Origin of the sequence: Winogradskyella psychrotolerans, from assembly GCF_018860545.1 — a bacterium.
GTDB lineage: Bacteria > Bacteroidota > Bacteroidia > Flavobacteriales > Flavobacteriaceae > Winogradskyella > Winogradskyella psychrotolerans_A.
Genome location: NZ_JAHKPN010000009.1, coordinates 1 through 26,926 on the forward strand (window position 1 = coordinate 1; position 26,926 = coordinate 26,926).

Annotated in this window: 23 protein-coding genes; 11 read left to right on the plus strand and 12 right to left on the minus strand. The window is 33.7% G+C overall.

The genetic code is table 11. The features are described from left to right. Nucleotides 1–46: 46 nt before the first annotated feature. The 5 genes from KO515_RS02845 to gcvT form a co-directional block, all read right to left on the minus strand. The gene (locus KO515_RS02845) at nucleotides 47–1,252 is read right to left on the minus strand and encodes a tyrosine-type recombinase/integrase (RefSeq protein ID WP_215934874.1); all 1,206 of its coding nucleotides are present in this window, start codon (nucleotides 1,250–1,252) and stop codon (nucleotides 47–49) included. A gap of 156 nt (nucleotides 1,253–1,408) precedes the next feature. Beyond that, a complete protein-coding gene (locus tag KO515_RS02850) occupies nucleotides 1,409–2,155 on the minus strand; it encodes a YebC/PmpR family DNA-binding transcriptional regulator (RefSeq protein WP_215934875.1) in 747 nt (248 codons plus the stop codon). Between the two features lie 203 nt (nucleotides 2,156–2,358). Then, a complete protein-coding gene (locus tag KO515_RS02855; RefSeq protein ID WP_215934876.1) occupies nucleotides 2,359–2,646 on the minus strand; it encodes a 4a-hydroxytetrahydrobiopterin dehydratase in 288 nt (95 codons plus the stop codon). Nucleotides 2,647–2,710: 64 nt separating this feature from the next. Beyond that, complete coding sequence (locus KO515_RS02860) at nucleotides 2,711–3,553, minus strand: sugar nucleotide-binding protein (protein WP_215934877.1); 843 nt, start codon at nucleotides 3,551–3,553, stop codon at nucleotides 2,711–2,713. Nucleotides 3,554–3,575: 22 nt separating this feature from the next. Then, nucleotides 3,576–4,658: a glycine cleavage system aminomethyltransferase GcvT gene (gene gcvT / locus KO515_RS02865; protein ID WP_215934878.1), complete on the minus strand. Its 1,083-nt coding sequence runs from the start codon at nucleotides 4,656–4,658 to the stop codon at nucleotides 3,576–3,578. Nucleotides 4,659–4,897: 239 nt separating this feature from the next. Here gcvT and KO515_RS02870 point away from each other — a divergent pair, with 239 nt between their 5' ends. Together KO515_RS02870 and KO515_RS02875 are read left to right on the plus strand one after the other, a co-directional pair. Next, entirely contained in the window at nucleotides 4,898–5,212 is a 315-nt protein-coding gene (locus KO515_RS02870; protein ID WP_215934879.1) for a four-helix bundle copper-binding protein, read from the plus strand. A 28-nt stretch (nucleotides 5,213–5,240) separates the two neighbouring features. After that, complete coding sequence (locus KO515_RS02875) at nucleotides 5,241–6,767, plus strand: GH3 family domain-containing protein (protein ID WP_215934880.1); 1,527 nt, start codon at nucleotides 5,241–5,243, stop codon at nucleotides 6,765–6,767. A 258-nt stretch (nucleotides 6,768–7,025) separates the two neighbouring features. On the opposite strand, the gene KO515_RS02880 is transcribed toward KO515_RS02875, so the two are convergent. Beyond that, nucleotides 7,026–7,622, minus strand: a complete 597-nt coding sequence (locus tag KO515_RS02880; RefSeq protein WP_252723767.1) for a hypothetical protein — start codon at nucleotides 7,620–7,622, stop codon at nucleotides 7,026–7,028. 166 nt (nucleotides 7,623–7,788) lie between these two features. On the opposite strand from KO515_RS02880, the gene KO515_RS02885 reads away from it, so the two are divergent. Further along, nucleotides 7,789–9,051 (plus strand): putative DNA modification/repair radical SAM protein, encoded by a 1,263-nt coding sequence (locus tag KO515_RS02885; protein ID WP_215934881.1) that lies wholly within the window; start codon nucleotides 7,789–7,791, stop codon nucleotides 9,049–9,051. Then, a complete protein-coding gene (locus KO515_RS02890; RefSeq protein WP_215934882.1) occupies nucleotides 9,052–9,825 on the plus strand; it encodes a TIGR03915 family putative DNA repair protein in 774 nt (257 codons plus the stop codon). It begins immediately after the preceding gene. Here KO515_RS02890 and KO515_RS02895 read toward each other — a convergent pair. Both KO515_RS02895 and KO515_RS02900 read right to left on the minus strand, forming a co-directional pair. Further along, nucleotides 9,818–11,539, minus strand: a complete 1,722-nt coding sequence (locus tag KO515_RS02895) for an FAD/NAD(P)-binding protein (RefSeq protein ID WP_215934883.1) — start codon at nucleotides 11,537–11,539, stop codon at nucleotides 9,818–9,820. The two genes, KO515_RS02890 and KO515_RS02895, sit on opposite strands and share 8 nt — an antisense overlap. A gap of 62 nt (nucleotides 11,540–11,601) precedes the next feature. Then, a complete protein-coding gene (locus KO515_RS02900) occupies nucleotides 11,602–12,084 on the minus strand; it encodes a hypothetical protein (protein WP_215934884.1) in 483 nt (160 codons plus the stop codon). A gap of 140 nt (nucleotides 12,085–12,224) precedes the next feature. Between KO515_RS02900 and KO515_RS02905 the strand changes: the two genes are divergently transcribed. Then, nucleotides 12,225–15,170 (plus strand): FAD-binding and (Fe-S)-binding domain-containing protein, encoded by a 2,946-nt coding sequence (locus KO515_RS02905; protein ID WP_215934885.1) that lies wholly within the window; start codon nucleotides 12,225–12,227, stop codon nucleotides 15,168–15,170. A 1-nt stretch (nucleotide 15,171) separates the two neighbouring features. Here the strand turns inward: KO515_RS02905 and KO515_RS02910 are convergent, their stop codons facing one another. Continuing rightward, complete coding sequence (locus KO515_RS02910; protein ID WP_215934886.1) at nucleotides 15,172–16,038, minus strand: UDP-2,3-diacylglucosamine diphosphatase; 867 nt, start codon at nucleotides 16,036–16,038, stop codon at nucleotides 15,172–15,174. A gap of 211 nt (nucleotides 16,039–16,249) precedes the next feature. On the opposite strand from KO515_RS02910, the gene aroC reads away from it, so the two are divergent. Genes aroC through KO515_RS02935 form a run of 5 tightly spaced genes read left to right on the plus strand, consistent with a single transcriptional unit; the run spans nucleotide 16,250 to nucleotide 20,490 of the window. Next, nucleotides 16,250–17,314 (plus strand): chorismate synthase, encoded by a 1,065-nt coding sequence (gene aroC, locus KO515_RS02915; RefSeq protein ID WP_215934887.1) that lies wholly within the window; start codon nucleotides 16,250–16,252, stop codon nucleotides 17,312–17,314. A gap of 1 nt (nucleotide 17,315) precedes the next feature. After that, a complete protein-coding gene (locus KO515_RS02920; RefSeq protein WP_215934888.1) occupies nucleotides 17,316–17,825 on the plus strand; it encodes a hypothetical protein in 510 nt (169 codons plus the stop codon). Nucleotides 17,826–17,848: 23 nt separating this feature from the next. After that, complete coding sequence (locus KO515_RS02925) at nucleotides 17,849–19,294, plus strand: dicarboxylate/amino acid:cation symporter (protein WP_215934889.1); 1,446 nt, start codon at nucleotides 17,849–17,851, stop codon at nucleotides 19,292–19,294. Between the two features lie 41 nt (nucleotides 19,295–19,335). Next, a complete protein-coding gene (locus KO515_RS02930; protein WP_215934890.1) occupies nucleotides 19,336–20,151 on the plus strand; it encodes a sulfurtransferase in 816 nt (271 codons plus the stop codon). 3 nt (nucleotides 20,152–20,154) lie between these two features. Continuing rightward, entirely contained in the window at nucleotides 20,155–20,490 is a 336-nt protein-coding gene (locus tag KO515_RS02935; RefSeq protein ID WP_215934891.1) for a hypothetical protein, read from the plus strand. A gap of 148 nt (nucleotides 20,491–20,638) precedes the next feature. On the opposite strand, the gene KO515_RS02940 is transcribed toward KO515_RS02935, so the two are convergent. The 3 genes from KO515_RS02940 to KO515_RS02950 form a co-directional block, all read right to left on the minus strand. Continuing rightward, nucleotides 20,639–22,771, minus strand: coding sequence for a DUF4139 domain-containing protein (locus KO515_RS02940; RefSeq protein ID WP_215934892.1), 2,133 nt, complete (start codon nucleotides 22,769–22,771; stop codon nucleotides 20,639–20,641). Between the two features lie 373 nt (nucleotides 22,772–23,144). After that, on the minus strand, nucleotides 23,145–23,564 hold the full coding sequence (locus KO515_RS02945; RefSeq protein WP_215934893.1) for a thiol-disulfide oxidoreductase DCC family protein: 420 nt from the start codon (nucleotides 23,562–23,564) through the stop codon (nucleotides 23,145–23,147). A 197-nt stretch (nucleotides 23,565–23,761) separates the two neighbouring features. Beyond that, nucleotides 23,762–25,930 carry an endonuclease MutS2 gene (locus KO515_RS02950; protein ID WP_215934894.1) on the minus strand — a complete coding sequence of 723 codons (2,169 nt, stop codon included), beginning with the start codon at nucleotides 25,928–25,930 and terminating at the stop codon, nucleotides 23,762–23,764. A 137-nt stretch (nucleotides 25,931–26,067) separates the two neighbouring features. Between KO515_RS02950 and KO515_RS02955 the strand changes: the two genes are divergently transcribed. Beyond that, nucleotides 26,068–26,742 (plus strand): uracil-DNA glycosylase, encoded by a 675-nt coding sequence (locus KO515_RS02955; protein WP_215934895.1) that lies wholly within the window; start codon nucleotides 26,068–26,070, stop codon nucleotides 26,740–26,742. Nucleotides 26,743–26,926 lie beyond the last annotated feature (184 nt).

The window sequence follows — 26,926 nt, forward strand, 5'->3', positions numbered from 1 at the left end:
GTTCATAATTGTTTACAACTGGTTATATAAAAACAAATATAGGCGATTATATATTATAATTTCGGGATAACAAAACTTCTGTATTGCTTTTTGTCGATTTTGTTATTGCATTTATCGCAGTATCTAAAGGACTGCTAATCTGCATTAAATCTCTATGGGCAACGTGTGTATAGATCATTGTTGTCTCTGGCTTTGCATGTCCCAATAACAATTGTATATGCCTTAAATCCACACCATTTTCCATTAAATGTGTCGCGTAACTGTGTCGTAAAACATGCGGTGTCACTTGCTTTGTTATATTAGCACTATAACAACTTTTCTTTAAAAACTGGCGCACACTCGTTGCAGAATATGGTCCTTCATTGCGTCCTTCAATTAAAAATACTTTGGGTTTATAGGTGTTTAAATAATTTAAAATTAACGGTTTTAAAACGGCACTCATTACTACATTTCTATCTTTTCGACCTTTACCTTGATGTACACTTAACATATTTCTTTCAAAATCTAAAGCATTTATTTTTAAATGTAACAACTCTCCAATTCTAAGCCCACATGAATATAACAAACCAATAATCGCTCTGTGCTTTAGGTTTTTAGTAACTTGAATAAGATTAATAATCTCGCCCTTGGACAAGACTACAGGTAACTTCTGGCTCTTCTTAGGTCGACTTAAATCTTCCGCAACCAATTCGGGTAAATCACAATAAGAAATATAATATTTTAATGCACTTACACATTGGCGATGACTACTGATACTAAAATGTTCACCAGCTAAAACAATTTCAAAAAAATGATCAATATCCTTTTTCTGTAGAGTTGAAATGTCCTTTGGCTTATAGTAGTACAAAAAGCGTAATACAAAGTAACCATACGTTTTTATAGTACTAGCACTTAAGCGCTTACCTTTTAGAAACCCAGTATAACCTTTTAAAGATTCCTTAAAATCTAAGGGTAAGGCAGCATACATTTCTGCCATACTAAGTTTTGGCTTTATTTTTTTTAAAGGTTGATAAAGTTGTGGTTTTGGTTGTTTAAATGCACTATAGTCTACGAAATAACCATGACTTCTAAAAAATTTGAATAAAATATGTACCTCAGTTTTAGAATAGCGCTTATAAAACGTTTTGTGCGTTTGCGACCAACGTACTCCTTCAATTTGCTTAACTAAAGTCTTGGTAGAATCTAAATAATTAAAACCTATAGCAATCTGTTCAACATCCTTGTGCTTTAACTTACTTAGTGTAATCGTCATAACGTAAATGGGTTACATGGTGATAGTTATGCATGTAAATTACGCTAAAAACACGACAAATTTTGATGTTATAAAAAGAAACTACAAATTGTAGCTATATTTAAAATAAAAAAAGAGGGCAGAAGCCCTCTAAATTATAATTATAAATTCAAGTGTTTATTCGCCACTTTCTTCCATAGTATGATACACGTTTTGTACATCATCATCTTCTTCTAATTTCTCTAAAAGCTTCTCAACATCTTCGGCTTGTTCTGGTGTTACTTTTTTAGTGACTTGCGGAATGCGTTCAAATCCAGAAGAAATAATCTCAATATTATTTTCTTCTAAATAGGCTTGAATACTTCCAAAACTTTCAAACGGTGCATAGACCATAACACTCGTATGTTCAACTCCGTTTTCATCTTCATCGGTGTCTTCAAAAATCTCGTCCACACCAGAATCAATGAGTTCTAATTCTAATTCTTCTAAATCTAAATCATCACCTTTTATTTTAAAATTACAAGTGTGATCAAACATAAAAACAACGGAACCCGATGTGCCTAAACTTCCATCCGTTTTATTAAAATAAGAACGTACATTAGCAACCGTACGTGTATTATTATCTGTGGCCGTTTCAATTAGTACCGCAATCCCGTGTTGCGCGTAACCTTCAAATAGAACTTCTTTATAATCACCTTGACTCTTATCTGAAGCACGTTTTATGGCGCGTTCTACATTATCCTTAGGCATATTTACAGCCTTCGCATTCTGAATAACAGCTCTTAATCTCGAATTACTATCAGGATCTGGACCACCTTCTTTTACTGCCATTACAATATCTTTACCAATACGTGTAAAGGCTTTGCTCATAGCTGACCAACGTTTCATTTTCCTTGCTTTTCTAAATTCGAAAGCTCTTCCCATAGTAAAAAAAGTTATAAATTAGTATGTATTTAAAATGCCTATAATTAAGCAAAAGCAAATTTAAGAAAATATTGAAATTGCCGAAGTAAGATTCAAGCAAATTATAATATAATCTCAATAATAGAATAGAGAAATAGTAAAGTTTTTGAATTTCAAAAGGCTTAAATAGAGCTTGAAACTTTCTAGGTCACACTTTACTATTTTTACTCTTCCACTTCCACAATAGCTTCAATAGCCTCTGCTAATTTAAAGTCCTTAAGTGTTACGCCTTCTGCATCATGCGTAGACAACGTTATTTTGAGCACATTGTAAACGTTACTCCAATTGGGATGGTGATTCTGTGCTTCACACTCAAATGCAATTCGGCTCATAGCACTAAAACAATCTTTAAAATTATCGAATTCAAATTCAGAATGAATAGCATTCTCATAATAATCCCAATCTGGAAATTGTAATAACTTTTTTTCTATAGTGGCATCGTCTAGTTTCATAATATGATTTTATTTTGTTTAAAATTAGCACTAATTTTATTTAAAGCATGGCAAGAAGCCTTGTTTATTTTTCAAGTTCCTCCAAAATTTCTTGACTTGTAATCTGAAGGTGTTTAGGGAGTTTATTAAACTTTGGAAGTACCGCCAAATACCGATCTTCATTCGTCGTAAATACTTGTTTAAATACTATTTTTTTGTCCGTAATTAACGCTACTACATCTTTTATAAATTCATCATGATGCACTAAATCCGTACTTCCTAAGTGAAAAACACCGTGTTTATTTCTATTAATAATATAATGAATTTGTTGTGTTAGTTTTTTATCTAACATGACATTCATTATTAAATTGGGAAAAACTTCAACGGCATTAGTTTCCAAAATGGACGCTTTCATTTCAGAAATTCGTGGTGAACTTGCGCCAAAAACCATGGGAAGTCTAATAATAGCAACCTGTTTTTTTGCCAGGCGTAAAAGTGAATTTTCAATTTTTATCTTAAAATGACCATACACACTATGGCTTAGGGTTTTATCTAACTCGTAACTCGGAAATTTGCTATAAGCATCAAAAACATTGGCAGACGATAGAAATATAATTTTACAATTAGTCGCTACGACATATTCCAAAATGTGTTGATGTGCAATAAATTGCGCGTTAAAATCGCCTCGTAATGCGGAAATTATAATAGTCGGTTTGCAAGCCTCTAAGATCTCGTAAACATCATCTTCTTCTACGTTATAATGAAAAAATTGATGATTGTTGTCATAGTCTTTTCGTGGAGTTCTATAGGTTCCAAATGTTCTAAAATATGGTCCTAATTCCTTATAAATAGCATTACCAATATACCCACTGGCTCCAAGTATAAGAATGCGATGTTTCTGCGATTCGACGTTCTCAATCTTCTTCATTAATCAATCCCCATTCAAAAAATTACCCTTTATAGAAAGGAGGTTTTACAACCGTAGCAGGAATCGCTTTTTTTCGCACCTGAATATAAATGTTACTATCCACTTTAGAAAATACTTTTGGCACATAACCCATACCAATGCCATATCCTAAACTCGGACTCATAGTGCCAGAAGTCACATTACCAATCGTTTTTCCGCTACTGTCTACAATATCATAACCGTGACGAGGAATACCACGTTCTTCTAATTTAAAAGCGACTAATTTGCGTTCTGGTGTATGCTCCTTTTCTACTTTTAAGGCGTCACTATTGGTAAAGTCTTTGTTAAATTTACAAACCCAACCCAATCCGGCTTCAATAGGAGACGTGGTGTCGTCAATATCATTGCCGTATAAACAATACCCCATTTCTAAACGCAACGTATCTCTTGCCGCTAAACCAATGGGCTTAATTCCAAAATCTGCTCCAGCTTCAAACACTTTATCCCAAACTTGTTTAACTTCAGAATTTTTACAGTAAATCTCAAATCCACCACTTCCTGTATAACCTGTAGCCGAAATAATAACATTCTCAATACCTGCAAAATCACCAATCACAAAATTGTAGAATTTAATCTCGGATAAATCATGACTTGTTAATGATTGCATCGCTTCAACAGCTTTTGGTCCTTGAATGGCTAATAAAGAATAGGCTTCACTTAAATCGCGCATTTCAGCACCAACATCGTTTTTAGACGAAATCCAGTTCCAATCCTTTTCAATATTACTAGCATTAACCACTAGTAAATACGTTTCTTCTTTTAATTTGTAAATAATTAAATCATCTACAACACCGCCATCATCATTTGGTAAACAACTGTACTGTGCTTTTCCGACGTCAAGTTTAGCAGCATCGTTACTCGATACTTTTTGAATAAGTTCAAAAGCATGTGGACCTTCTATTAAAAATTCTCCCATATGAGACACATCAAAAACACCAACTGCATTTCTAACCGTTTCATGTTCTGCGTTTACACCTTCATATTGAACTGGCATATTATAACCAGCAAAAGGAACCATTTTTGCACCAAGTGCTTCGTGAGTAGAGGATAATGCAGTGTCTTTCATTATAATGTGATTTTTTTGAATTTTAGATGCGTAAAATTACATAATTTTTACAATTAACATCATAAATATATGCTAATGAAATTTTGATTTAAGAGGTCTGATGCATAGGAAAAATTGAATTTTTGAATGACATTAAAAAGCTGCGTTTTCAAATGGGTTAATTCTTTATGGAATAACAATAATGTCTCTTGAAACAAAACGAGATCTTAGTAGATATTAATTCAAAATCAATTTGTATCATGGAAAATTTACGTCAAGACCTCATTAAAATCAATCAACAATGTATAATAGATTGTAGAGTTTGTTTAATAAAGATGGCAGGAATAGAGAGCAAGAATGATTGTCCAAAATGTTGTATTCAATGTGCGGATGCCTGCGAAGCGCTCATTAAAATGATAACGTCAGATAGTGCCTATGTAAAGCAATATGCATTATTATGTGCAGAAATTTGTGAGTATTGTGCAGATCATTGTGAAGAACATAACCACGAACACTGTTTAGAATGTGCTAAATCGTGCAGAGCATGTGCTGAAGCTTGTAGAAAAATTGCATAATAATAGAATCAAAAATTGAAATTAAAAAATGGCCATACTAGGAAATATAATTAAAGGAGTTATTGAATTAAAAGATACGTTTACATCTGAAATCATTCATAACGATGCACAAGAAAAAGTTTTAAAAGAATTACTTGAGACCGCAAAGAATACGCAGTTTGGGAAGTTTTATGATTTTGAAGGTATTCTTGAAACGTCTCATCCTCAGAAAAGCTTTGCTCAATCTGTACCGTATTTTGATTACAATCAAATTAATGAGACATGGTGGCATAAGTATCATGGAGGAGAAAGTGATGTGACTTGGCCAGGAAAACCATCATATTTCGCCTTAAGCTCAGGAACAACAGGTAAAACGAGTAAGCGCATTCCTGTAACTGATGATATGCTCGATGCTATAAAAAGTGCCGGCATTAAACAGGTATTTGCCTTAAAGAATTTTGACCTTCCTGCTGATTTTTTTGAAAAAGAAATTATGATGCTCGGTAGTTCTACAGATCTGGAAGAAAATAATAATCACCTAGAAGGTGAAATAAGTGGTATAAGTGCTAGTAATATTCCGTCGTGGTTTAGAGGCTATTACAAGCCAGGTGAAGACATATCTCAAATTGAAGATTGGGACGAACGTGTGCAGAGGATTGCAGAACGTGCTAAAGATTGGGATATTGGAGCGTTGAGCGGTATTCCGTCTTGGATAGAGTTGATGCTTCAAAAAGTGATAGATTATCATAAGTTAAATAATATCCATGACATTTGGCCAAACTTACAAGTCTATACCTCCGGAGGTGTGGCATTCGCACCATATAAAAAAAGTTTTAATGCTTTATTAGGAAAGCCAATCACGGTTATTGATACTTATTTGGCGTCCGAGGGTTATATCGCTACACAAGTGCGACCTGAAACTGATGCTATGCAATTGAATACAGATAATGGCATTTATTTTGAATTTGTGCCTTTTAAACCTGAATATATTAATGAAGATGGTTCTTTAAAAAATGAAGCTCTCGCGTTAACTTTAGATGACGTAGAACTAGAGCAAGATTATGTTTTAATAATTAGTACGGTTAGTGGGGCTTGGCGCTATCTAATTGGAGATACTATAGAATTCACAAACATTGAGCGTGCTGAAATTAAGATTACAGGCCGAACAAAATTCTTTTTAAATACTGTTGGCTCTCAATTGTCCGTTAATAAAATGGATACGGCTTTACGAGAATTGGAATCACAATTTAACACCACCATTCCTGAATATACTATTTGCGCAAAACGAGGAGATGACGATGAATTTTATCATTATTGGTACTTAGGATCAGACTTAGAAAACGCCGATGAAGATAAAGTAGCAGAAGTTTTAGATACAGCTCTAAAAACCGCTAACAAGAATTATAAAGTGGCTCGAAGTAAAGCTCTAAAAGGTGTAAAAGTAAAAGTGATTGCTCCAGAACGTTTTCACGATTGGAACGAACGAAATAAAAAGAAAGGCGGCCAAGTAAAAATGGAACGCGTCATGGGTGAAGACAAATTTGCAGATTGGGAAGCGTTTATTAATGAATCGTAAATTGATTTATAAGAAATTGAATGGTTACACTATAGAATGATCCCCTTAAGGAAACTTTAGGGGTATTTTCATACCATTATAGAAATAACATTGTTCCCATTAATTTGAATATAAACAAAATGTATTTTGATTTTAAAACTACCAAGAGAAGCTTTTTAATAGCGTAAAATATACCAGAGTATGCATATATGTTTTAAATTCAATTTTAGTTTTTCTCACAACTCACAACTCACAACTCACAACTCTTAGCTCATAACTCTAATTAGCATCCCGTTCCTCAACCAAATGCATTATTTCCTCTGGAGATAAATAATATTTTTTAATGCGGTTTTTATAACTTTGCGTTATATCGGCATGATTTAAAATAAAATCTTTAGTCTTTAAAATATAATCTTCCATGCCATGAGTAACAGCAAAAGAATCCGCTGCTCGTTCAGCTTCTATAATATGGTTTTGAGACAACAAATATTTTAATCCAAACCATATTAAATTCAACTTATTACGGTCTTGATAATCCATTACATGCCCTAATTCATGACCAATCCAACCAATAAAAATATCATTAGGAATATGTCGCGTTAAAAATTCTTGGTCAGCAATCTTAAATTTTTCGCTAATTAAAATAACGTAGTTTCTATGTTTTCTACTTTTAAAAAAACTTCCAAATGTTGGACGCGCTTGCATCGTAGATTTTTTGATATTCTTCTTAAACCGGAATTCGATATTAATAGTCTTAAGTTCCGGATAATAGTCTAAAGCAGTTTCAACGTTTTCTCTTATGTCTTCAGGAATAATGTGCTGTGCACTCATATTTAGATGTAGTATTATTAAGGTTAAGCCTATGAATGTTTTCATAATATTGAAATTTACATTTTACACCTAAAACCACTTAGAGGGTTTCCTAAAATTGTTAACTCATTTACACCTTGCTTTATTATTATAAATATAACTACAAACGATAGCAATCAATAACTACGATATGTAGTATTTTTGCATTTCATAAATATAAGGAGGAAACTATTTGTCTTTTCAACGTACCCAAGAAAAATTAAAAATATTGGCAGATGCCGCAAAGTATGATGTATCATGTTCATCTAGCGGAAGTCAACGCGCTAACACTAATAAAGGCATTGGAGATGCTTCAGGTATGGGCATTTGCCATTCGTATACTGAAGATGGTCGCTGTGTGTCTTTACTCAAAATTCTACTTACCAATCATTGCATTTTTGATTGCGCTTATTGCGTTACCCGAAAAAGTAATGATATCAAACGTGCCGCGTTTAAAGTACAAGAAGTGGTGGATTTAACCATTAATTTCTATCGCAGAAATTATATTGAAGGGCTTTTTCTGAGTTCTGGTATTTTTAAAAGTGCCGATTTTACCATGGAACGTTTAGTCGCTGTCGCTAAGAAATTACGAAAGGAAGAAAACTTTAACGGCTATATTCATTTAAAATCCATTCCAGGTGCTTCAGATGAATTGATGCGTGAAGCCGGACTCTACGCAGATCGATTAAGTGTTAATATTGAAATTCCAACGGAAGCCGGACTTAAAAAACTAGCTCCAGATAAAAAGCGAGAAGATTTTATAAAACCTATGATTAAGGTAAAAAATGAAATTATTCAATATAAAGCTGAAAAGAAAATTATCAAAAGCACACCCAAATTTGCACCTGCAGGTCAGAGTACACAGATGATTATTGGGGCGAGTGGTGAGAATGATTTTCAAATTATGCAGACCTCAAATCATTTTTACAAAAGCTATAATTTAAAGCGCGTGTATTATTCGGGTTACGTCCCTATAAGTTATGATAACCGTTTGCCACAAATAGGAAGTGCAGTGCCAATGCTGCGTGAAAACCGGTTGTATCAAACGGATTGGCTAATGCGTTTTTACGGTTTTGATGTGAGTGAGATTTTAAACGAGCAGCACCAACATTTGGACTTAGATATTGACCCTAAACTAGGTTGGGCGCTTAGAAATTTGCATGAATTTCCTGTAGATGTAAATACTGCAGACCAACGTATGCTCTCTAGAATTCCGGGTTTAGGCATGAAATCGGTTTATAAAATTATTAATGCCAGACGCTTTAGACGGTTGAATTGGGAGCATCTCAAAAAAATTGGGGTCGCTTTAAATAGAGCGCAATATTTTATGGTCTGTGAAAGCAATCAATTTGAAAAACGCGATTTAACACCCGAAAAAATCAAAGGCTTAATCCTGCAAAATTCAACAAGCAAATATCAAAAAACATTGAGTAATCAACTAAGTTTATTTGGATAGATGACTGCTAAAAACTTGATATATGACGGTACGTTTGATGGATTCTTATCCGTTGTTTTTTATGTGTTTGAGCACAAATTGAAAACGGTTACCATTCAAAATGAATCTACAGTTCAGCAAGGGTTGTTTTCTGTAAACGAAACCATTCCTGTTGATGAAACAAAAGCGAATCGTGTTTGGAACGGTATAAAATCTAAATGCTCTACACAAAGTCGGTATCAATTATATTATGCGTTTTTAAGTGAACAAATAGGAGTAGAGGATTTACTTTTAGATTATATTCAATATGTATTTTCGCAAAGCAAAAAAGTAGATAAAGATTATTCGCATCCGTCTATTTTAAAAATAGCCCAAATCGCAAAATATGTAGGACGTGAAAAACATCGTATGGAAGCTTTTGTGCGCTTCAAATTGACTCAAGATGACATCTATTTCGCGAATATTGAACCTGACTTTAACGTTTTACCCTTAATTGAAAAGCATTTTAAAAACCGTTATGCCGATCAAAAGTGGGTGATTTATGATATAAAGCGTAATTATGGATTATTTTATGACTTAGAAAAAGTAGAACTTATAAATATGGATTTTCCTGAGAATTTCAACTTTACTAAAACCGACGACGCGTTTTTTGCTTCACAAGAATTTGAATTTCAAAAATTATGGCAAGATTATTTTAAGGCGACCAATATTGAATCAAGAAAAAACATGAAACTTCATATTAGACATATTCCCAAACGCTATTGGAAATATTTAAGTGAGAAGCAACCTAATTAACTTTTAGTCGCTCCACGTATGCCTTGGCCCAATCTTCAATCCGCGGTCCAAAACATTCTAAAATAGCATCTACACCAATTACGCTGCCTTTAGCCAAACGGCCCAGAACAGCAATAGGCACATCAATTTTATCGTCTGGAGTTATGACATAACCATCAGCAGTGGTCTCAATACCAAGTTTTGAATGAATAGGTTGTATTAAATCATTTTGAAGTAGATTTTTAATAAGTGGTGATGTAACTTCAAGCAGTTTTGGAGCATCTAAAACACTATTTATCATCGTAGAACAGGTTATAGATTCTTTGTTGGCATTTGTGAAGTTCCAACCTTCATCGGTTAATCCTATGTCTGGATCATTAACAAAGTCTAACGTTAAAACATCAGCATCAACTAAGGCTAAAACTTGCTGCATACTTTCAATTGGTGGTCCATAAGAATAGCGTTTACTGCGTTCGTCTAAAGCTATAACCTGTTCAATGATAGCATCATCTACTTTAGCGTGTGAAAAGGCTTTATATAACGTGGGTTGGCAATGACGCCAAACTTGACCTATGCAAAAATCTAAAGACACTGGAATGGTGCCTAAAGCCATCTCAATATAATCTTTGATCAGCTTATAAGTAGAAATTGTTTGATCTTGAATTAAATCATGGGTATAATTTTCATCCTCTAGCCAATTAAGAATAACCTTATGTAGTTCATCTTTATTTAAAACGTTTGAAACCGCTTTCGTTTTTAAATCTTTAAACACGCGTGATGCAATCCTCGCAATAGCATGCGTTAAGAAATCAATAGAATCAGTTTTTGTAGTGTGTTGAGCACCATTTTCAATTTCAGATTTAAACCACTCTAATTCTTCGGAAGTAGGTTGGTACCAGTGGTCAATTCTGGCATTTAGTGGCTTTGGAACCAACGGTAAACCATCTAAAGAAAAAGGAACAAGTTTTAAATGTTGTTCTTTTACTTTATAATAAATGGTTTCAAAAGTTTCTGGGTTGATGACCTTAAAATTTCCAAAATCAGTAATGGTGAGATACCGCATAACGTCAATCATAGCGAGTCCAAATCCTCTAATTCCAATGTTAATGGCTTGTTGATTTTTTATTTCTTTGAGTTGATCAATTGGGTAGGCAGTATTAAAAAGTGAGATAGACGTATTTGAAGCCCCGTGTGACTGCCATGTTTTTAATTGTTCCGAAGACTCAGTCGGCTGATGCCCTATAGTAAGAAGCACATCATCACAGGTCCATTGGTTGTCTTTACTAATAATTTCTATAGAGTCATTCTTTAAATTAAGAGCCGTAATTGTTGACTGGTAGAACTTAAAAGACGTTAAAACTTGCAAAGCCTCTTCTATAGATTTATAACGTTGGTAAAGGTAATCTCCAACTTTACGTCGCGGAGGGAAAGTATCGGCTTCAGTTATAGTTTGTGAAAAATTACACCATTCGTGATAGGACGGAAACGCTTCAATAGTACAACCGCCATATGTAATTTGAGGCCGTCCTTCTATTCCAGATAGAGCGCGTTCTGTAATATTAATCCAGTTAGATTCTGGTTGAAGCAAACTCCAAACAGTACTAGTTCCTGGGGACTTGGTAATATCAAAAAGTGTTATACCAATTTCTTTATCGTCCTTACTCAAGGCTATAAGAAGGCACTCTAAAGCATAGAGTCCTCTAGGTCCCATTCCAATTATTGCAAGTTCCTTCATAGTTTAAAAATAATAAAAAAACCACCTCGTTAAAGGTGGTCTATAAATATATTTAGTGAGAATTAAAATTGATATCTAATGCCTAAAGCAATATCAAAATCTAAATCATCATTGTAATCTCCAAAACCAAGTTCTGGTCTAAAGTCTAATGATAGCAATAACGGAAAGTCAAATCCGTATTCGATACCAACATCACCAGCCACAAATACAAATGTATCACTGTAATCATCACCAGAATTATTATCATAGCTGTAAGAACCTAGTCCGCCACCAGCACCTGCATACCAATTAAATCCGCCATCTAAGTTCCAAACCCATTGGTATAAACCAGCTAATTTAAAACCATCGTAATTATTTCCGCTTCTCCAGCCCAAATCGACTTCTAATCTGTTGTTATCACCAAGTGCTCTTTGGTATGAAACCTCTGTTCCAAAGCCATCACTATCGCCTAATCGTAATCCAATAGCATTATCTGCGATCTCTTGTGCGTTAGTCAAACTTGCAAATCCTATGGCAAATACACCTAATAAAAATAATTTCTTCATAATAATATTGAGTTTAAATTCTTAGTTTTAGCAATAATTAAATTACATTTCATCATAACGCCAAAATTATACCAAAATTGGATGATGAAGCTTATTTTTAAGACAAAATTATAACTCGTTACAATCCATTATTAACGCTTATGCATATTATCAATGTTGAAGAACTCAAAACTCTTAAATCTAAATTAGAAGGAGAGTTTCATTATGATGATGTTATGCGAAAGCTCTACGCCACAGATGCTTCGGTATATCGAAAACTACCTTTAGCTGTGGCAATACCAAAACACAATAAGGATTTAAAGGTATTAATTCAATTCGCCAAGACCAACCAAACCTCGTTGATTCCAAGGACAGCAGGAACATCATTAGCCGGTCAATGTGTCGGAGAAGGTATTGTTGTTGATGTCTCAAAATATTTCACGCGTATTTTAAATATTAATGAATCTGAAAAAACAGTAACTGTTCAACCTGGAGTGGTACGAGACGAACTTAATAATTATCTAAAACCATTCGGTTTATTTTTTGGTCCCAATACGTCCACATCTAATCGCTGTATGATTGGAGGCATGGTGGGTAATAATTCTTCAGGGACCACATCGATTCAGTATGGAGTAACTCGAGACAAAGTTTTAAGCCTGAAAACCCTATTAAGCGATGGCAGTGAGGTTGAGTTTTCGAGTGTAACGTCAGAAGAATTTCAACAAAAATTAAAATTAGAGTCACTTGAAGGAGAAATTTATAATACCATATATAATGAATTAAAACCAGAACGTGTTCAGACCCAAATTCGAAATAATTTTCCTAAACCGGAAATCCATCGTAGAAATACAGGCTACGCCATTGATGAATTAATTAAATCTGATATGTTTTCGGCTTCCATTACTGAAGGCCATAAAAGTACAAACTTCAACATGTGTCAATTGTTAGCAGGAAGCGAAGGCACGCTAGCGTTTACAACAGAAATCACGTTGCAATTAGATGTTTTACCTCCTGTTGAAAGTGCCGTGGTTGCGCTTCATTTTGAAAGTATTGAATGGTGTTTAAAGTCCGTTGCCCATGTGATGAAGCATGATTTGCATACCTGTGAAATGATGGATGACTCCATATTAAACCTTACGAAGCACAATAAAACACAGCAAGAAAATAGAGCATTTATTGTAGGTCAGCCAATGGCCATTTTAATGTGTGAGCTTAAAGCGGATTCACCTCAGGAACTACAATTAGCTATAGACGCTTTATTAATAACGATTAACACATTAAACCTAAGTTATGCTAACCCCGTTTTAAGAGGTGGTGACATTGAGAAATCTGTGGAGTTGCGAAAAGCGGGCTTAGGACTTCTTGGAAATATAATTGGAGATAAAAAAGCCGTGGCATGTATTGAAGATACAGCAGTGGCTTTAGAAGATTTAGATCATTACATTTCTGAATTTACAGCACTAATGGCATCCTATAATCAAAATGCGGTGTATTATGCGCATGCCGGGGCAGGTGAGTTGCATTTACGACCGATACTAGATTTAAAACAACCTGAAGATGTGGTGTTATTCCGGAAAATAACAACAGACGTTGCACATTTAGTAAAGAAATATAATGGCTCAATGTCCGGTGAACATGGAGATGGCATCGTTCGTGCGGAGTTTATTCCTTTAATGATTGGTGATGCGAATTACCAAATTATAAAACGTATAAAGTCGACCTTTGATCCCTATACCATTTTTAATCCTGGTAAAATTGTAGATGCCTATCCAATGGATAAAAATTTACGTTACGACGTCGGGAGAAAAGAGCCTGAAATTGAAACGCTATTCGATTTTTCACGTTCTGAAGGTATTCTGCGTGAAGCTGAGAAATGTAACGGTTCAGGTGATTGTAGAAAATTACCCGAATTTGGTGGTACCATGTGTCCGAGTTATCGTGCGACTAAAAATGAAAAAGATACAACTAGAGGACGAGCCAATACACTTCGAGAATTTTTGACGACCTCTGAAAAAGAAAATAAATTTGATCATAAAGACCTTAAAGCTGTATTCGATTTATGTCTGAGTTGTAAAGCATGTTCAAGTGAGTGTCCTAGTAGTGTCGATGTGGCGAGTTTAAAAGCCGAATTTCAGTACCAATATCAGAAGGCAAACGGAGTGCCTTTACGTACCAAATTATTCGCTTATAACAACAAGGTGAATAACTATGCAAGTCGTGTTCCTAAGCTTACCAATTTTATGTTTTCTAATGGATTTACGAGTTCTATTATTAAATCTGTTGGTGGTATTGCTAAAGAAAGAAGCCTACCTTTAATCTCTAGTAATAGTTTAATTGAAATATTCCAAAACCCACAAAATAAAATAATTACAAATAATTACACTAAAGAAGTAATTTTGTTTAACGATGAATTTACCAATCATCTTGATAGTGATGTGGGTAACGATGCCATTACGCTTTTAAGTCGATTAAATTATAAAGTCACTATCATTTCGCATTCAGAATCTGGTCGTGCAATGCTTTCTAAAGGCTTGCTAGAAGCTGCTAAAAAAGTAGCCACTGACAATGTTTCAAAATTTAAAAATATCATATCAGAAAACACACCTTTAATTGGTATTGAGCCATCTGCCATTTTAACTTTTAAGGATGAATATCTTCGTTTGGTTAATGATAAAGACGGAGCCAAAGCTATAGCAAATCATACGTTTTTAATTGAAGAATTTATTCAACAAGAAATCGAATTAGGACATATCACTGCAGAACAATTTACGAAAGAAACCAAAACAATTAAGTTTCATGGCCATTGTCATCAAAAAGCCTTGTCTAATCAGAAATTCAGTTTTGATATTTTGAATTTACCAGAAAACTATAACGTCACCATCATTCCAAGCGGCTGTTGTGGTATGGCCGGTAGTTTTGGTTATGAAAAAGAACATTACGACGTTAGTATGAAGATTGGCGAGCAAACATTATTTCCTTCGATTAGAAAAGCAGCTTCAGACACTGTGATTTCAGCAAATGGGACAAGTTGTAGACATCAGATAAAAGATGGAACAGGTAGAGTAGCCAAGCATCCTATTACAATACTTAAAGAAGCCTTACTTTAAATTAATCTTTACCCTTCTTTTTTTTCTTATCAGATTTTGGCTGTTCTACGATCGTAATTGCAGCAATTAAATCTTGAAGGTTCATGTCTTTTATATCTTCATCAGCATAAAACGCAGACAATTTATCCTCGTTATAATTATAGATTTTCCAACGTTTAAACTGGTATTCTAATGCGGTGAAGTTTTCGACCCAATCCCCAGAATTAAGATACATGGTTGAGCCTTTCTTATTCTCTTTAATAAGCATTTTTGGTTGATGAATATGCCCACAAATCACATAGTCGTAACCGTTTTCAATAGCTAAATCAGTAGCTACGGTTTCAAAATCACTGATATATTTTACAGCACCTTTTACACCGTTTTTTATCTTTTTGGATAACGAATAGCGCTCTTTACCCATTTTATCGGAAAACCAATTTGTTAATTGATTAATAAGAATTAAAAAATCATAACCCCAGCCACCAAGCTTGGCCAGCCATTTTGCATTTTGAATTGAAATGTCAAAAACGTCACCATGAAAAAACCATGCGCGTTTACCATCTAACTCTAAAACCAATTTATTTACAATAGAAACATTTCCTATTTCGGTATCCGTAAATTTCCGTAACATTTCATCGTGATTTCCTGTAATGTAAATGACCTCAGTACCGTTAGCTGCAAAATCCATTATTTTCTTAATAACACTAAGGTGAGATTTTGGAAAGTAACGTTTTTTAAACTGCCAAATATCAACGATATCACCATTAAGAATCAGTTTTTTGGGGTCTATACTATTCAGATACGTTAATAATTGTTTGGCTTGGCAACCGTAAGTACCAAGATGCACATCTGAAATAACCGCTATTTCTATTTTTCGTCTTATTTTCACAATGTTTAAAAATCGATAAAACAAAGAACTTTAATATATTCTAAAACCGCGTTACGTTATAATTAACTAACTATAAGTATAATGTTATTAATATATTATCTAAATATTATGAGATTAAAAAAAAACAATATATCATCGTAAACACAGGAAATACGGTAAGTCATTTTCGTTTTTATAATATAACAATTACATTAGCGTAAAATAAATTGCAATGGCAGGAAATACCTTCGGAAAATTATTCAAACTTACAACTTACGGTGAATCACACGGTAAAGCAATTGGAGGCATTATAGATGGCTGTCCGTCAGGAATAAAGCTCGATTTAGAGGCTATTCAACACGAACTTGATCGTAGAAAACCAGGACAATCTAAAATAGTGACCCAAAGAAAAGAACCAGATACGGTAGAATTTTATTCCGGTGTGTTTGAAGGTTATACTACAGGAACTCCAATTGGATTTGTTATTCATAACACGAATCAGAAATCTAAAGATTATTCACATATTAAAGACGTGTATCGTCCTAGCCATGCGGATTATACGTACGACAAAAAATATGGTGTAAGAGATTATAGAGGAGGAGGTCGTAGTTCTGCCCGCGAAACAGCATCACGAGTGGTTGCTGGTGCGATAGCCAAACAAATGATTAGCGCTATTAAAATCAATGCATTTACCTCTTCGGTAGGTGATATTTTTATTGACAAACCATATCAAGATCTAGATTTTAGCAAAACAGAATCTAATGTTATTCGTTGTCCGGATGAAGCTACAGCAGAAAAAATGATTGCTAAAGTTGAAGCCATTAAAAAACAAGGGGATACTATTGGTGGCACTATCACTTGCGTCATTAAGAATGTACCTGTGGGTTTAGGCGAACCTGTTTTTGATAAACTACATGCCGAATTAGGAAAAGCCATGTTATCCATTAATGCCGTAAAAGGTTTTGAATACGGCAGCGGATTCTGTGGTGCAAAAATGAAAGGTAGCGAACATAACGATTTGTTCAATGAAGATGGCACTACTAAAACCAATTTATCGGGTGGAGTACAAGGTGGTATTTCTAACGGTATGGATATCTATTTTAGAGTCGCTTTTAAACCCGTTGCAACAGTTATTCAAAAACAAGATGCCTTAAATAGTGCTGGTGAAATTGTAGAAATGCAAGGTAAAGGCAGACACGATCCATGCGTAGTGCCAAGAGCCGTACCAATTGTTGAGGCCATGGCTGCTTTGGTTATTGCAGATTATTTGTTGCTGGATAGAGTAAGTCGATTATAATATGAGTCCTAGAGATTTTTTTAAAGTTGCACTTAAATTCTTTTCATTAATTATTATTTTTTATGGAATTGTCCCTGCAATTGCTAATATGTTTTTTAGTACAGGTTATGACTTTTCTATGTATGCGATTTTGACATTACTTGGCATTGTTGTATTTTTTATCCTTTTTGCAAATTATATACTTAAACATCCAGATAAAATCATTAATTTTTTTAAGCTTGATAAAGGTTTTGACACAGACCAGTTTAATTTTTCAAATGTGGAATCAAAATATGTGATTGAAATTTCTTGTGCACTATTGGGTGTGTTTATGCTTTTAAATAGCATACCATTGGTACTTTATGAAGGCTATCAATATTTTAAGTTTAACGTATCGAGTGAAATGTCAGGACCATTTGCTTCAGACGTATATGATTACAATGAACGCGGTTTTTACCTCGAATTAATATATGTAGTAATTGGTTTTCTAGTGATTAATTTTAGAAAATCAATTAGCAATTATTTTAAATAAAAATAGATAGTAGACTATAGCTTATGAAAAAACTAGCATTACACTGGAAAATTATAATCGGAATGGTTCTCGGAATCATTTGGGCTTTAGTTTCAAGCTTAATGGGGTGGAGTCAATTTACCATTAATTGGATTGATCCTTTTGGAACCATTTTTATCAATTTATTAAAGCTTATTGCGGTTCCTTTAGTTCTGTTTTCTATAATTAGTGGTGTTGCCAATATCGGTGACCCAAAAAGTTTAGGTCGAATGGGAGGTAAGACTTTAGGCATATACCTTATTACGACCATTATGGCGATTTCATTAGGTTTAGTGTTAGTCAATGTATTTAAACCAGGCGAGCTCATCGATGAACAAAGTCGAATAGATAACCGTATCAGTTATGAAATATGGGCCGCTAGTGAAGGTCATGTTATAAAAGATGGTATAAATTATCTTCAAGATCCAGCATTTTTTGAACGTGCTCAAGAGATATCGGAATTATCTAAAAGCGAATTAAAAGAAGCTGCTGTAGCCGATAAAATGGAAACCGTTAAAGACCGTAAAGATTCCACTCCTTTGCAGCCCTTAGTTGATATTGTTCCTAGCAATTTTTTCCATTCACTATCGAATAATGGATTAATGCTTCAAATTATATTTTTTGCCATTTTCTTTGGTGTTTGTCTATTGTTTATCCCATCAAACTCTTCTCAACCTGTGTTGAATCTAGTAAATGGAATTAATGACGTGTTTCTCAAAATGGTTGATATTGTAATGCAAGGTGCACCATTTTTTGTTTTTGCTTTGTTAGCAGGAGTGGTCAGTAAAATGGCAGGTGATGATATAGGTAAAGTTGTTGAAATTTTTAAAGGCTTAAGCTGGTATTCATTAACGGTGTTATTAGGTCTACTTTTAATGATCTTTGTTATATATCCGTTGATCTTAAAACTTTTTGTAAAACAAATTCCTTACACCGGATTTTTTAAATCCATGAGTCCTGCACAGACCTTAGCATTTTCCACATCGAGTAGTGCTGCAACCCTTCCTGTAACTATGGAGTGTGTTGAAGAGAATTTAGGTGTCAATAAAAAAATAAGCAGTTTTGTTCTGCCAATTGGAGCTACAGTGAATATGGATGGTACAAGTATGTATCAAGCCGTAGCTGTTATATTTTTGGCCCAAATGCATATGATAGATTTAACCTTAGGTCAACAAGTTACTGTTGTTCTCACCGCAACGTTGGCATCTATCGGATCGGCAGCGGTTCCAAGTGCTGGTTTAGTAATGCTCATTATTGTGTTGAGCTCTGTAGGTTTAAATCCCGCTTGGATTGCTATTATTTTTCCAGTAGATCGTATTTTAGATATGTTTAGAACCGTGGTTAACGTCACCGGAGATGCAACAGTGTGTTCAATCATTGCGGACGGTGAAAATATGCTTGATTATAAAGAACATGAAAATCCAACAGAAACTTTTGATCTGGATTCTTAGATTTTAATTCTAGACGTTCTCAATGAATATATATTTATAACATGAAAATAGATCAGAGTTCAAATTTAGTTTCGGTAGAGTGGCTTAAGGACAACCATAATGCCAATAATCTAATCATTTTAGATGCTACAATTAACAAAGTGATAGATGAAGACTCTATGAGAATATCTAACGCTAGATTTGTAGATATAAAGCAAAGATTCAGTGATACGTCTGCTCCTTTTCCGAGCACGTTACCTTCAAAAGAACAATTTCAAAATGAAGCGAGAGCCATAGGAATTAACCAAGATTCTATGGTTGTCGTTTATGATGACAAAGGCATATATTCTAGCGCCAGAGTTTGGTGGTTATTTAAAGTTTTTGGATTTGAAAATGTTGCTGTATTAGACGGAGGACTTCCGAAATGGAAAAATCACGAGTATAACATTGAAACGTATTCAGACGATACTTATGCTGAAGGTAATTTTATTGCACATTTCAATCCAACATTAATGACAGATTTTGAAGGTATTAATGAATTTTCGAACTCTGAAAATGTAGTAATCATAGACGCACGATCCGAAGCGCGCTTTAATTGTTCGGTAGACGAGCCAAGAGTTGGGTTGCGTCGTGGAACTATTCCAAATTCAATAAATTTACCATACACTGAATTATTTAATGGAAATATTTTGAAACCTATTACCGAATTATCAATAATCTTTAATAGATTAGTGGAAGATAAAAAACCTTTAGTTTTTAGTTGTGGTTCTGGTATTACAGCTTGTATTTTAGCGTTGGCTGCCACACTTTGTAATTATACCGAATTAATAGTCTATGATGGCTCATGGACAGAATATGGAAGTTTAACCCTAACATAAGTAATGAAAACAATAGATTGGACAAAAGACGAACTCGTCGCCTACATTTTACTATTTGCAGCTAATGCTGATTTAAAAGAAACACCAGAAGAGCGTGATTTTATTATCTCTAAAGTAGATAAGGAAACCTTTCAAGAAATTCATGAAGAGTTTAATAGAGATAACGACTACCAAGGTCTAAAGAAAATTACAACGAGTTTAGAGCAGCATCTTTACGATAAGGATGATATTGACCTCCTGTTAGAAGATATTAGAGTGTTATTTTTTATGGATGATGATTTTGATATTACCGAGCAAAACATGCTAAAATCATTGACGCGCTTGTTTAAAGCATTATAAAAAAAAGCCTCAAAACGAAAATAGGTTTACTATCAAAATTAATGATACTTACAGAAAGTTAGACAAGCTTCCTGCGAGAATTAAACTCATTCCTAACTAACAGAAGTTAGGGTTTAATTGAGCTATTTTGTTTTGAGGCTATGATATGTTATAAGTTAACGCGTTTCCCCTTCGGAAATTTTACGGTATAGGAATGTTTAACATTTTCTGTGGCACTAGGCTTTAAATTTAATGTCCATTTTAAAATACCTTTATCTTCATCATAGCTAGAGTTCCCAGTTTCTATGTCATCAATCTTTATGGTTTTAGCCTGACTTTTAGGAATGCGATCTAAAACAGTTAATTGAATATCAGATGGTTTGTTGTTTTTAATTTCAATTTCAAAAGCTTTTTGAATCACTTTGTTATTTCCAATAAATGTAGTCTTTTTAAAATCATTAAGCTGCTTACGCTTCACAATAATATTAGGATCTACTCCAAGCGACACTGTTAAACTATCTGTTGTTGCGCTCGGATTGATGTTTGTTTTACCAGAATAACTCCCTTCAAAATACACATTCGCTTCTGCAGGTAATAAATTATACTGTTCCCAATTTCCAATTTTAGCAGTTAAGAATACATTCTCATTTAAAACAGGTGCTGCAAAATAATTGTAGGTTGCAGGCACACTGAATTTATCGATTTCAATGACAGAAATATCTCCATCAGATGGAATATTGTGTTTTTTATTAATTTCGAATCTGGTGTTGGTGATGCCTGTTTCTACAATAATTCCTAAATCGTTAATTTTTCTATCAGACTCCTCTTTCAAAGTGATTAGTATGACACCGTTGGCTCCGCGACTTCCATACATACTTGTTGCGGCAGCATCTTTAAGAACTGAAATTTCTGAAATATGATCTGGATGAAGCTGACTTACATCTCCTGAATACGGAGCTCCATCAACAATATACAAAGGGGTAGATGCAGAATTTATACTACCAACACCTCTTATATTGACACGAGCAACTTCACCAGCTAATGCACGCGTTATTTCTTCGGTTTTAACTGAGGAAACAGCTCCTGTATATGCCTTCTTAGTTGCTGTGCCATACCCAACCACAACAACTTCATCTAAAGTATCATCATCATCTAAAGTCACATTCATAATACTAGAATGAATAGGCAATTCTTCCGTTTTCATGCCAACATAAGAATAAACAATAGTGTTACCAGATGTCGTTTTTAGCGTATAGCGACCATCAAAATCGGTTTGTATACCGTTAGAGGTTCCTTTTTCAATAACACTCACTCCTGGTAATGGTAAACCATCAGAAGATGATGACACAACACCAGAAACATGCTTCACTAATGGATTGTACTTATAATTATAACTTCTAGTTGCACGTTGCGATTGGTAATTACTATAAGCACTTATAAAGTTCAAATACTTAGGGTTTACAACGGGTTTTTCGTTATTAGTGTTGGGATCACTTGTTGATAAAACTAAGTCAACATCTGTCCAGTCGCAACCAGAATTCTGAAAGACATGTGCTTTATATTCTAAACTAATTGGGCTATTAATTTTATCTGCTTTTAAATCGTAAATAGGAAACCAACCTGCATTTTTGATGTTGTATTTGAGTTTCAATTGTAATGCGGTTGCGGTATCAGTATTCAATTTTAATGTAATTTCACCGGTTTGTACTTTTTCATCAACATTTAATTCTACTAATTGTTTAGTAATGTCAGCTTTGGATTCTTCATACTTTTCAATTTCGGAATTCGATTTGTTAATATCAATTTTTAATTCTGTAATACGCGTTCTATAATAGGTCGCAAAAGTTTTAAGCTTTTCTAAACTTACAACTTCAGATGCATTACCTAATTTCTTATTGTTTTGAATAAGACTTAATTCTTCATTATAACCAGCAATTAAATGATATTGTTGTTGAATCTTTGCATCTAAATTTTTCAAGTCCTTTTGCAACTGAGTGATGGAATCGTTTTGCTTTTGTTTAGATAAATAATTGATGCCATAATTAATCGATAGAATGGAAGCATCTTTTAATCCTGAAATCTGAATGCTGCTTTCTTCAATGTATGGTGATAAACTACTAAATGTGATTTCAGATTTTCCTGAATTGAGTTTTACCGAAGATTCTCTATTAATTTCTGCTCCATCTAAATATACGGTTACCGTTTTTATTTTACTTGGTTGCTGAAATGCATAGCTCAATTGTGCTATTAATATTATGAAGAATACTAGAAGTGTTTTTAGAAGTTTTGATGTGGTGGTCATAAGATAGAATATTGTTTGCTCAAACTTATGGCAATGCTGTTTATATTAAAATCCTAAATGAGTGAAGTCGTGTTTACAGGAAGTGAAAGGATCTTATGACTTAGTAAGACAATGACTACGAAAACGTCATTGGTAGATATAATTTGCATTTTTTAAACCCAAATCAATATTTCAGGTGGTTATATCGAGTTTTTTATGTAAGTTTTTAAGATGATTATATATTTACAGTATCAAAATAATGTGCTATTAATCAATTATTTATTATCCCTCATCATAAAAAATTGAAACTTATTTTTTTGTTTAAATTAAATTAGTTTTAAGTAAGTTGTTAATTTAATAGAAGCCTTTTCAATTGGTTATGGAAAGGCTTTTTTTATGTTAAAAATTTAGATTTTAACTCAGGGGTCGGAATCATACAGGATTCTTTTTTTCCATACCATTTATAGCGATGTTTAGCAATATAAGTGTATACCCAATTTCTAATAAACCCTGGCACAATTAAAAAGATGGATAATAGGTTCGTCGGAAATCTCAATTGACTAGCCACGAATAGTGCAGCCGTAGATTTATAAGTTAATTTATCTTTCTTAGGATTGTAGAGTAAAATAGAATCTGTTTCTTCAGTATCAATATTGAATTTATTAATAATAGTTTTACCGATGTCGCTTTGTAAAGGAGCAAACAAAAAATTTTCATTTTTATCGCGTTTTATGACGTATAATACGCTTGAGTTACAAAGGTTGCAAACCCCATCAAAGAGTATTAGTTGTTTGTTATTTGGTATATCTATCATTATTTATCATTCTTGCGAAGGCAGAGATATATTTTAAGCCTGTGATTCTAATTTGTGGATTCCTGCCTACGCAGAAATGACAAAATATAACAAAGATAAGTTATATGGCTATAAGGCATTTAAAAAAGAGATTAAATCCACTCCTTTTGAAAGCTCTAATAATATGTCTAGCAAAATAATTGAAGACTTCTAATTGATTATTTCTTCATAGCTTCAACTAATTCCAATTGATCCAAGCTAACGTTAGTAGTAAACATACCATAATTAACGTTGGCTTTGCCTTTTTCAATAGAATCAATACTACCAACAGCACGTCCATCCTGCATACGAACACGGTCACCAACACGTATTATTGGTTTAGGCTTTTCGACTTTAGCTTCTTTTTTCTTAGCCGCTTTTTTCTTCTTACGGATAACTTCAACCTTCTTTTCAGCCTCTTGTTTTACCTGTTTTTCTTTATGTTTTTCGGCGCGTTTTTGTTTGGCTGATAGTTTTTTTCGTTTTGAATTTTCAATCTGAACCAAACGGAATAATTCCGCCATTAATTCGCGTTTCTTTTTATCTTCAAAATACTTTTCAGAGATATCATTCACTTTCTGACCCAAGTAAATTAAACGCTGATTTGAATCGTATAATTCTTGAAAACTCTCTAATTTCTTTTGAACTTTAGCGTTTACTTCTTCAAGTTTATCGGCTTCAGAGATTTTCTTCTTTTCATTTTCTTTGAGTGAGCGTTCGGTACGCTCTAATTTGCTTCGTTCTTTTTGAAGCTTCGCAATAGTAGCATCGAACCGAACTTTACCACGTTCAATCTTCTTTTTAGATTTATTGATTAAACTATACGGAATTCCATTTTTTTGTGCGACTTCGAAGGTGAAAGAACTTCCGGCTTGCCCAACCACCAACTTATACATCGGTTCTAAAGTTTTCTCATTAAAAAGCATATTAGCATTTTCAATATGAGGAAGCTCGTTAGCGAGTAATTTTAAGTTTGAATAATGGGTCGTAATAATTCCGAAAGCTTCACGCTCATAAAAGACTTCTAAAAAAGTTTCCGCTAAAGCACCTCCTAATTCCGGGTCACTTCCTGTTCCAAATTCATCGATCAAAAACAAGGTTTTATGATTACACTTTTTTAGAAAATAATTCATCTGCTTAAGACGGTAGCTATAGGTACTTAGATGATTTTCGATGGATTGATTGTCACCAATATCACTTAAAATTCTATCAAACAAACAGACATAACTGCGCTCATGTACAGGTATCAGCATACCACTTTGTAACATGGTTTGCAATAAACCAACGGTTTTTAGAGTAATACTTTTTCCTCCAGCATTAGGTCCAGAAATAACAATTATTCGACTGTCTTTTTTTAAGCCAATGGTTTGCGGAAATGTTTTTTCACCTTTTTCTTTATTATTTAAATAGAGTAGTGGGTGATAAGCATCGCGCAAATACATACTGCGTTCTTTTGAAAATTCTGGCAGAATAGCATTCATGCTTTGTGCATATTTTGCTTTAGCAGAAATAACATCAATTTGCGTTAAAAATGTTTGATACTTATGAAGTAGCGGTAAGAATTCACGAATATAATCTGTTAATTCTTTCAAGATTTTAATAACCTCTTCTTTTTCCTCGTACTCTAAATTATTGAGTTCTCTAGTGTGCTGAAGTGTGGTTTCTGGTTCAATATAAACAATACTACCTGTTTTACTGCCTCCCATTATCGCACCTCTTACTTTTCTACGATACATGGCTTTTACAGCTAAAACACGCTTGTTTTCTACAACAGACTCTCTAATATCATCTAAATAATCTAAGTTGTGATAGGTATTTAAGGCTGAAGAAAAACTACTGTTTATTTTCCCTTTTAGTATGTTTATAGATTTTCGTAAGTTGGAAAGAAGGGGGGAAGCATTATCTTTAATATCACCAAAACGATCTACGACGGCATCGACTTGTTCAATAATAAGCGTACTTATTTCAATATAATTACTGAATTGATACAGTTGCGGATAATACTCTTCAAACTTCTTTAAGAACTTTAAAATAGTATTTACTGTGAGTGACATGCCTACTAATTTCTGTAAACTTGAAACTTCTAAATACGTATTTTCAATCTTTAATAGTTTTAATTCTTTAGCAATAGTTTCAAAACCATGATTCGGAATTCGATTTTCATTTTCAAACGAAGATAAATATTCGTTGACGAAAATAAGCTCGCGCTTTAGTTGTTCTTCGGCTTTAAATGGAAGAATATTCATAATAGCTTCTTTACCTAAAGCTGTAATGGCATGTGTACTAACTTGATTTAAAACCGTAAAAAACTCAAGGTCGTTTAAAGTTTTTTCATGAATATTTATCATGTAATTTTCTTTCTTTTTTAAAGCAATACAAATTTAGGGTAAAAGTGGCTATATGCCTAATACTGTAAAGTGCTTTTGTTTAATACTTACATTATTATAGATGTTTCTTTATTTTTGAATTTTAAATCGACCGATACATGAATTTAAATATACATCACAGCTGGAAAAAATACCTTCAACCAGAATTTGATAAACCATACTTTGAAGAATTAATGGATTTTGTTCTTTCTGAATATCAAAACCATGAATGTTTTCCTCCTAAATCAGAGATCTTTAATGCTTTTAATCATTGTCATTTTGAAGATGTAAAGGCGGTGATTATTGGGCAAGACCCATACCATGATGTTGGGCAAGCCAATGGTTTATGTTTTTCTGTGAATGATGGTGTCAAACACCCTCCTTCCTTAGTCAATATTTTTAAAGAGTTAGAAATTGATCTTGGAATTTCGTATCCCAAAAGCGGAAATTTAATGCCATGGGCAGATCAAGGAGTATTGCTTTTAAATGCGACCTTAACCGTTAGAGCACATGAAGCTGGTAGTCATCAGAAAAAAGGATGGGAACAATTTACAGACGCTGTCATTAAAACAATTAGTGCCGAAAAAACAAATGTTGTTTTTCTCCTTTGGGGAGGGTTTGCTAAAAAGAAAAAGAAATTAATAGATACTTCTAAGCATATAGTTTTAGAAAGTGGTCATCCCTCTCCTTTGAGTGCGAATAGAGGTTATTGGTTTGGAAATAAAAATTTTAGTGAAACTAACTCCCAGTTGGAGCAAGTTGGCGAGGCTGTAATTGACTGGAAACTACAATAGTTGGTTGGTCTTCAACTTTAGTAAATGAGGGAACTTTATCTTTTGCTTTTTTAGTGGTTTTGTTGCAACTAAAGATTAGTAATAAAAAATTAAGCACAACTAAGCAGGATAAAATCAGAATAATGTTAACAATCATATAAGTCTGTTTGGGTTATTAATAGCATTTAACCTAGAGAAACAAATG